This window comes from Candidatus Methylarchaceae archaeon HK02M2 (assembly GCA_024256165.1).
Taxonomy (GTDB): Archaea; Thermoproteota; Nitrososphaeria; order Nitrososphaerales; family JACAEJ01; genus HK02M2.
In genome coordinates this window covers 1-8,281 of the sequence record JAKLZG010000045.1, presented here as the reverse complement: position 1 = coordinate 8,281, position 8,281 = coordinate 1, and the positions used below count along the sequence as shown (strand labels likewise).

General features: G+C 35.2%; 10 protein-coding genes. 3 read left to right on the top strand and 7 right to left on the bottom strand.

Annotation, left to right across the window (positions count from 1 at the left end; translation table 11 throughout):
* Together L6N96_03695 and L6N96_03690 are read right to left on the bottom strand one after the other, a co-directional pair.
* A partial coding sequence (locus L6N96_03695; GenBank protein ID MCP8323262.1) for a hypothetical protein occupies window positions 1-354 on the bottom strand: 354 nt, incomplete at its 3' end.
* 148 nt (window positions 355-502) lie between these two features.
* Window positions 503-1,750 carry a hypothetical protein gene (locus L6N96_03690; GenBank protein MCP8323261.1) on the bottom strand — a complete coding sequence of 416 codons (1,248 nt, stop codon included), beginning with the start codon at window positions 1,748-1,750 and terminating at the stop codon, window positions 503-505.
* 130 nt (window positions 1,751-1,880) lie between these two features.
* On the opposite strand from L6N96_03690, the gene L6N96_03685 reads away from it, so the two are divergent.
* Window positions 1,881-2,435: an arginine decarboxylase, pyruvoyl-dependent gene (locus L6N96_03685; protein MCP8323260.1), complete on the top strand. Its 555-nt coding sequence runs from the start codon at window positions 1,881-1,883 to the stop codon at window positions 2,433-2,435.
* A gap of 59 nt (window positions 2,436-2,494) precedes the next feature.
* Here L6N96_03685 and L6N96_03680 read toward each other — a convergent pair whose 3' ends face one another.
* From L6N96_03680 to L6N96_03665, 4 genes are all read right to left on the bottom strand, one after another.
* Window positions 2,495-3,049, bottom strand: a complete 555-nt coding sequence (locus L6N96_03680) for a hypothetical protein (protein ID MCP8323259.1) — start codon at window positions 3,047-3,049, stop codon at window positions 2,495-2,497.
* 4 nt (window positions 3,050-3,053) lie between these two features.
* Entirely contained in the window at window positions 3,054-3,836 is a 783-nt protein-coding gene (locus L6N96_03675; protein ID MCP8323258.1) for a hypothetical protein, read from the bottom strand.
* A gap of 1 nt (window position 3,837) precedes the next feature.
* Entirely contained in the window at window positions 3,838-5,739 is a 1,902-nt protein-coding gene (locus L6N96_03670; GenBank protein MCP8323257.1) for an AAA family ATPase, read from the bottom strand.
* Window positions 5,740-5,830: 91 nt separating this feature from the next.
* Window positions 5,831-6,442: an MBL fold metallo-hydrolase gene (locus L6N96_03665; GenBank protein MCP8323256.1), complete on the bottom strand. Its 612-nt coding sequence runs from the start codon at window positions 6,440-6,442 to the stop codon at window positions 5,831-5,833.
* 90 nt (window positions 6,443-6,532) lie between these two features.
* On the opposite strand from L6N96_03665, the gene L6N96_03660 reads away from it, so the two are divergent.
* Both L6N96_03660 and L6N96_03655 read left to right on the top strand, forming a co-directional pair.
* Window positions 6,533-7,240: a hypothetical protein gene (locus tag L6N96_03660; protein MCP8323255.1), complete on the top strand. Its 708-nt coding sequence runs from the start codon at window positions 6,533-6,535 to the stop codon at window positions 7,238-7,240.
* Entirely contained in the window at window positions 7,241-8,074 is an 834-nt protein-coding gene (locus tag L6N96_03655; GenBank protein MCP8323254.1) for a metallophosphoesterase, read from the top strand. It abuts the gene before it with no gap.
* Here L6N96_03655 and L6N96_03650 read toward each other — a convergent pair.
* The coding region (locus L6N96_03650) for an AmmeMemoRadiSam system radical SAM enzyme (protein ID MCP8323253.1) at window positions 8,071-8,281 on the bottom strand (211 nt) is incomplete at its 5' end. The two genes, L6N96_03655 and L6N96_03650, sit on opposite strands and share 4 nt — an antisense overlap.

Genomic DNA, 8,281 nt, shown 5'->3' with positions numbered 1-8,281 from the left:
TACATCACCAAGTTCCTGGACAGTATTTAATCTTAAGACTATCTGCTCAAGTGCTATTTTTGCCTGTGTAACCATCTTGTTCATCTTTCTCATTTCAGCGAGCTCATTTGCAAACACCGATGCGTGTGACATATCATGTTTTTGAATGGCCGAAACTACTTTGTTAAATATAATACTATCTCTTTTCTCCAATCTAGTTGCTGTAGAATCGAGTTTTGAAATCTGGACTTGGATCTGCCTTACCGCTACATCTAGCCTTGGCTTCAGTGGACCTGCTGGTCTTATGGCCTCCTTGACCCTCTCACCGATCGTTGGAGATGATGACTTTGTCCATTTATCGGCAAATTGTGGCATCTTCTATCCAACACCTAACAAGTGTTAGTATTCTAATAGCGATAAGAAATAGAGTGTAGAAAATTAAACTAAATAGTAAAATCGAGAATTATTTGTCCCGTATTTTTATAATTGAACTTTTCTTAAAAATTATCTAATCAAATAATTTTTATTCCAATTCACTTTGTAAATGAAATTTTTCTACATCTTCATGACTCATTCCAAGATATACAAAAACTGCTGCTGTTATGTACTCGAGAAAATGCCTGACACCTAAATCATAAAATCTTTCTTTAGATCCAGGTATAGAGAAAGGCAGAGAAATTACAAGTTCAGGTTCTCTTATTTTATATTTTTCAAACCATTCTGGCAGTCTGATTTTAGATTCTTCGGTCGTTAATAAATAAATTTGTGCACCAGCATCCGTAGCTTCTCTAATAATAGAAATTGTGTGTGAACTTTTCAATGAACCGCTACTTAGGATTACACAATCATCCTTTTCTATATCTGCATAACCGGGTGGTCCATAATCGTCAGAACTAATAAAATCTATCGTCTTACCAAATCCTGTTCTACCAGTATGTGCTATTCTGTTCATTGCCATCTTTAATGATGCTGCCCCATCACCAGCTGCTGCCATACGAATATGATTTGCAGTAGTAATACTTTCACCAAATTTCTTAATTTCTGGTTTTATTGAATCAAGGAATTGATTAAGATATTTCACATAATCTACTGAAGATTCAATATAATTCAAACATTTTTTTGAAGCTGATGATAGATCTTCAGTTTTATGATACTCAATTATTCCCTCTACGATACCTGAAGAAGTCATATACGCCCCTGTTTCAAATGAGTTTCCCATAACATCTATAGGCGGATGTATGTCTTTTTTACGCCAATCTGCTTTAATTCCAGCCAATTTCATTGGAATGTAAATATACATATCTGAGCATCTAACCAATGGCGAACGCAAGGCTCCAGATAGTGATATAATTTTTATATCTAAATCTAAACAACCCAATACTTTCGTAACTACATCTTTTGTTGTTCCGCTACCTGAAATAAAATATAAAGTACTCATACCTGGAGGGAAGACAGAAACCGATAAGTCGTCAAGATATTGGCACATTGGACATATTTTCCCGCCATATTTTCTACCATTATATCTTGCCAATTTTTTCATTCTAGATACAAAATCTTTACCCGCAGCACCAGACCTGCCTTTCCCGAATACGCCAATTTTTTTAAACAACAGGGAATCAATTACTGTTTCGAGTCTTCCTTCTTCTTCTTGTTTTTTAATAGAAGGTAAAAATTCTTCTTTAAGATACTGTTCTCGAGTTTCTGACTCACTAAAAACAGTCTCTAAAGGGAATTCATCTAATTCAGGTTTCAAATTTAAAAAATTGACCATCGGACCCCAAATAAGAAATCCAAAATAAATAGTTTTTTTACTTCATCCTTTATGAGAACTTCCTTATTCTTTTATCGTATGAACGCTAGAATATTGTAATGAAAAAGACATATTTAAATTAATGAAATATTTGACTGATTTCGTGATACCTACAAAGATATTTCTAACAAAAGGATTGGGGATACATAAAGAAAAATTGGCGAGTTTTGAATTAGCTTTGAGAGATGCAGGAATCGCTCATTGCAATCTGGTTTATACATCAAGCATCTTCCCACCTAATGCAAAACTCATCTCCCGAAATGCAGGTCTTAAATTACTTTCTCCTGGGCAGATAATTCATGTTGTTATGAGTAAAAATGTAACTAATGAATCCAATAGGCTTATTGCAGCAGCAATCGGTATAGCTATTCCACAAGATAAGAAACATTATGGTTATCTATCAGAACATCATGCCTTTGGACAAACTCAAGATAAGGCTGGAGAATATGCTGAAGATTTGGCCGCTCTTATGTTAGCTACTACAATGGGTTTCAAGAACTTTGATATAGACAAATCTTACGATGAAAAGCGAGAGTTATGGCGAATATTGAATAAGACAGTAAAGACCCGAAACATTTGCCAATCAGCCAGAGGTAACAAAGATGGATATTGGACTTATTGTATCGCAGCAGCAGTAATGATTTGACTCGAGTCTTTAAAATTTGGATATACTCTTTAGGACTTTAACATTTACATTGCTATATATTATTTAGATAAGATGAGGCTCATCAAAGTCTTTTGATCTATCTCTGCCCGAGTCCTCCATCCTATGTGTAGAACATCTTGCTCATCTTGTAGTAGATATCCCCTTTTAATGAACCGATCCAAGTTCATATCAACCCTCCATTTTGGAAATTTTTCTCTTAAGATCTGCTCTACTTCCTTTCTAGCCATTTTCCCATGTCTTGAAATTATTAGCGCTATCGTCGCAGCCAAAGCAGCTATATCGTCTATCCTCCAACCTGAAGCAATTGTATCAGTAACTGTTAAAGGATTCTTTATAGTTATGAAGAACCTAGCCCCTCCAATCTGATCTTCAGAAGGCTCATTGGGTGTTTCAGCTTCTTCAAATACAACTTTAACTTGAAGGTTCAACTTATCAAGCTCAGAATTTAATATTTCAACTATCTTCATGAAGTCCTTACCTAAAGCCTTCTTTAACTCCCAACCTTTTACACCAGGCTTTCTATGCCTTTGAAAGAAGAGTAATTGAGAGGCTCTTTTTACCTTTCTACCGATCTCAGCTTCTCCTTCGCTCAACTCTTCACCTCCTAAACTTATTGTAGTGCTCAAAATTAAAAGCTATAGGAAGAGAATGATGTCTTTTATCACTCGAAGCTTCTTTAAGAAGAATAATGTATGTCCTCTCCTCTATGGGATCTAAAATAAGTGATGCATAACCCTCTGTCAGAATGAAACTAACGATATAAGCCCTTTCCAATGTTTTTTCAAAAGTCTCAGCGAAGATAAAATCCCAGTAATCTATCTTCCCATCAAACTTTAATTTGTCCATAAGCTCTTTTAGCAAATCTTTCATCTTATCATCGAAATTTTCTAATGAAACAACTTTCAGATCAATCAATTCTTGAATTTCAAGAGAATTGATGACAGAACTTGTACTGAAATCTTCTTTCCATCTCTCACCTAATGGTAAAAGATTATTCCAGTAATCAACTGCTTCTTTTAATCTTTGATTAAATATCTGATTCATCCCAATTATTGGATGCCAAGAGTTACGGAATGCCTCAACTATACTTTTTGAGTCCAGCATCCTTATCTTCAACTCAACGAAAACAGGGTCTATAAAAAGTGATGAAGAACGGCGTTTTATCCATTCACTCTGTAGTTTTATAATAGAAGAAATTTGATTTATGGCTTCAGCATCTAAAAGTAACTCATCTAAAAGCTTCAATCTCGGAAGATATTTCTTAAGCTTATTTAAGGAAGACCTTACATCGACTTCAAATGGGTCTATCCCCCTTCTTTCTACTAATCTACATATTTCGACTATTCTAAGTAAATCTTCTAAGTTAACTTTACTTTGCAAACTAATTTACTACCTTTGCCTCAGACTCCCCTCGAACACTTTGTACAACTATTACATGAATATCCTTCTCTGTAACAGTGAGTTGGCTAGGTGTGATCATCAGATATTGCTTTTCCTTTTTTTCTTTAATCGTTGAAACGATTGCTTTGAATATAGCTTCACGGTTTCTTGGATCCATATGCACATCAAATTCATCAACAGCCCTAAAGGGTGACATTATGTACTGTTGTAGAGATAGTAAGAAAGCCATTATTGAGACAGTCCTTTCTCCGCCACTTTGAGTATATGCATTTAAAATAGAAGGGCTTGCTCCCCTGAATCCCACAGTAAGCTCTAAACCAGCAGTATCTATATCCTCTAAATCTTTTAATCTTACGTTTCCTATCGCACCAATCTTTGATAATGTACTTTGATAAGATGGGTTAACTTCATCTATAAGTTTCTGAAGAACATTTCTCCAAACCTCCTTCCTGTCTTCTAATTCAATCAAAGTTCTTTTCCTGTTTTCTGAAACTATCTCTGCCCTTTCTTTGAGTTCGTTGAAAGTCTTTAAGTAAGTATTATACACATCTTCTGCCTCTTCGGGTATGTTGCCGAGGGACTGAATATGCGCATCTGTTATCTTTATCTCAGCGTCTATGTCCGATAAATATCTCTCTGTCTCTATTCTTTCACCAGCTTTTTCCCTCAAAGGTGTTAACTCTTGGAGCCTTTTCTCCCCTTCTCTTATCTCTCTTTTTATTTGATTTATTACATCTTCAATATTTTTCTTTCTAAAACTTAAAATCGCCTCATTGACCCTATTGTTGACATATTTCTCAAGGTTAGAGCTTGAATCTTTTTCTAATTTTCCTAAATCTATTTGAGTTTTAGATATCTTGTTCTCGATTTGGAGCTTATCCTCACCAAAATCTTTAATTCTCCCATTCAATCTTGCATTGGGGTTAAGACCAAATTGGCTCAAGACTTTCTCTGTAACATGAATCTCGGTTAAACCCTTTTCAAGGTCTAAAAGAGAGTAATATAATTTTCTCTGCTCTAGTTGTTGGAGTGTAAGTTTCTCGTAAGATTTTTTTACTGAATCTTTGGTCTGCCCGATTCTAAATATTATATTTTCTAAATTGTCTTCCTTTGTCTTGAGCTTCCCTTTTAATGATGCGATGATCTTTTCTTGCCTTATCACCTGAGCCCATATCACCTCTCTTTTCAATAAGCTCCTTCTCGCTATCAGCTCAGCTTTGAGCAAGCTCTTATCATAGATCTCCTTCCAATAACTTAAAGTCTGTTCAGCATTTTCAAGAGCACCAAGAACGGATTCTTCTTCACTTATCAGGCCTGCGAGCTTACTTTGGGCATCTAATATCCTCCTTCTATACTCTTTAAAACCAACTGCCTCTTCTACCATTTTCAACTTCTCCTGGGGAGAGATGACACTGAACTCTTCAACCATATTCTGGTGCATGATTATGAGCATATTGTCTGGGTTTATTCCTAAATCTCTGAAAAGCCTGATAACCCGGCTTTTATCTATCTCACGATAGTCTGCCTCATACCAATATGAACCATCTTTCCTTAAATAGCGTGAGAGCATAAAAGTATCAGACTTGCAAAAAGCTATGGGTCTTTTTCCATTCCTTGGTTTGTTGTCGAACATCAAGGTAGCTCTTGCTACATCTTTTCCATGTCTTATGAGGTCGCTTAGCTTCCTACTTCTCTCAGTATACGCCTGACCCAAAACTATCGAGATGGCGATCAGTATGGTTGATTTTCCAGCACCATTGGGGCCACAGATAATATTTAATCCAGACTTCAAAGGAATTCTAGCATATTCATAAGACATGAAGTTCTCTAGGATTATTTCTTCAATTTTTGTGGATATCTTAGGCTTAGTGATGGATTGCACTTTCATCATCTTTTATATCTAGGTAATATTGAATTAAATTAAATTAAATTATTTAATACGATGTCAGATTTCTAACTCAAATTTGAGGCTTTTAACCTTTTCCCATGAACTTGATAAACTCCTCTTCCGTCTGAAAATTCAAGGCATAGTTATTGTTCTTCTCGTAAACTATCGTGGAGTAAGGCTTTTCACCATAATCGTGCCCAGGATAAACCTCTATATCTCCATCTAACTTCATTAACTTTTGGAGACTTCTAAAAAGTTCTTTAGGGTTGCTTTCTAAGAAATCCGCCCTTCCACATCCACCAACAAAAAGAGTATCACCCGTTAGTAACTTCTTATCTACCAAGAGGCATATGCCTTCGGGAGTATGACCAGGTGTATGGATTACTTTTATTTTTAGCTCTCCAACTTCTATTAAACCACCATCTCCAACGGATATGTCCTTCTTCGCTCTTGATGTCTCATGCATTATTATCTTCGCACCAGTCCTAAGTACCATTTCATCATTTCCATAGGTATGGTCGAAATGAGCATGAGTGTTTATTACGTATTCTATCTTCAAATCAAATTTTTCTGCCTCTTTTAATATCCTGTCTACTTCTCCTGCTGGATCAACTACTGAAGCAATGGAAGATTTCTCATCACCGATCAAGTATGTGAAATTTAACATAAAACCGATGAGCATCTGAACGAAGATCATGTCATAACTTATCTAATATTAACCATTAATACATTTAAGTTATATCTAGATTCATCCTAAATACATTTAAACTCAAGTCGAACAATAAGCTTGAAAATGGTAACTACAGGTAAAATCTTCATCGTTCAAGAAGAAATCGATATAGAAACTATAACCCTGAAGTTGAAGGATTTTAAGATTGAAGAGAATGTTGAATTTGAGGATCGTGAACTGAAGTTGATAACGGATATAAGTGAAATAAAAATAGTTGAAGGTGCCCTACAAGGTATATACTCAGAAGACAGAGTTATAGACATCTATCGAAGAGGAGAGAAAATTCCTACTGTTCAGAGTATAGAAGCATTATTCATCTTTTCTGAGCATGAAGGAACAATACTTCTAACGATCTTGGAGAAAAAGTTACAAGCGAACAAAATAGCTAATCAACTCAGTAAGATTCTTTTCATAACTACTGGACATATAATTGAGGCAAGGATAATTCCAGATATAATGAAAAACTTCCATGAGCAGAACTTTGAAGACACAAAGGTCGTCTTCTTCGATGATGTCGATATACCGAATGTGAATAAATTATCCCTATATGGATCGAGCTTGGCAGACACTACTCTCTACAATGATTATTGTAATCATGGGAAAGTGTGGTATATTGTTATAAAGCCAAAAATCTATGGATTCATAGCAGGTGTAACAAGGGATGGTGTAGTGACTATATTCAGCAGAGTAGAGAAGGATGACTTCATAAATTACGTTACGAATGAAATTTATCCTTTGATCTTGAAATCTAGGGAAATGTCATAAATGTTAAAGTTAATCCCTGATGAACCAGCCCTATTATTAAAAACAACTTCACGCAGGATTTTATTGATAGCTGACTTACATCTTGGTTTCGAAAGGGGACTTTTATCAAAAGGTATAAACATACCATCACAAACTCAAAAAATTTATCTCAAGTTAAAATCAATCATCGATCGCTTCTCTCTTGATAGTATAATAATTCTTGGGGATATTAAGCATAGAGCAAAGTACGTTCTACCTCAAGAGCAAATGGAAATCCGTTTATTCTTCTATAAAGGTAAGAATTTGGTAAAAACAATAGAAATTGTTAGAGGAAACCATGACGGAAGTATAAGTAACGTAATACCAAAACAGGTAAAAATTCACCCCTCAAGAGGTATATCAATTACCAATGGTAAAAAAAACATTGCACTTATTCATGGACATGCTTGGCCTTCTCCCAAACTTTTTCATTGCGATGTACTCATAATGGCTCATAATCACCCTGTAATTGAGTTTAAAGAGTATGGTTTTCGGATTGTTGAGCCAGTTTGGGTAAGAACAAGATGGAATAAAAGAAATATGTCCAAGGCATTTTTAAAATTTTCAGGGAAAAAGGTTGGAAAAGATCCTTTAGATTCTTTTAAGGAAGCATTTGGCTTTAATATAGGTGATCCAAACATAATAATTATGCCTGCTTTCAATCCATTACTTGGAGGAAATGCAATAAACACAAATGAGACTCACTTTTTAGGACCTTTGCTTTCTTCAGACTGCATTGATTTGAAAAAATCAGAGATTTACCTTTTAGATGGAAGTTACCTTGGGCATCTTTCAAATTTAATTCCCAAAGACTAACCTGCATAATTACCAACAATTGGTATATTTTGCCCACACTTTGGACATTTATTATTATTTGTAATGGCATATCTTTCTATGAAGAATCCATACCTCTTTATCAAGACCTCACCACAGTTATGGCAATAAGTGTTCTCTAACCTGTGACCTAAGACATTTCCTATGTAAACATACTCAACTCCCTCTTTTTTTGCTATCTCATGAGCC

What these genes read in the sequence shown, in the direction of transcription:
- L6N96_03690 (MCP8323261.1), bottom strand. Translation starts at nt 1,750, where the DNA reads ATGGTCAATTTTTTAAATTTGAAACCTGAATTAGATGAATTCCCTTTA.
- L6N96_03665 (MCP8323256.1), bottom strand. Translation starts at nt 6,442, where the DNA reads ATGATCTTCGTTCAGATGCTCATCGGTTTTATGTTAAATTTCACATAC.
- L6N96_03655 (MCP8323254.1), top strand. Translation starts at nt 7,241, where the DNA reads ATGTTAAAGTTAATCCCTGATGAACCAGCCCTATTATTAAAAACAACT.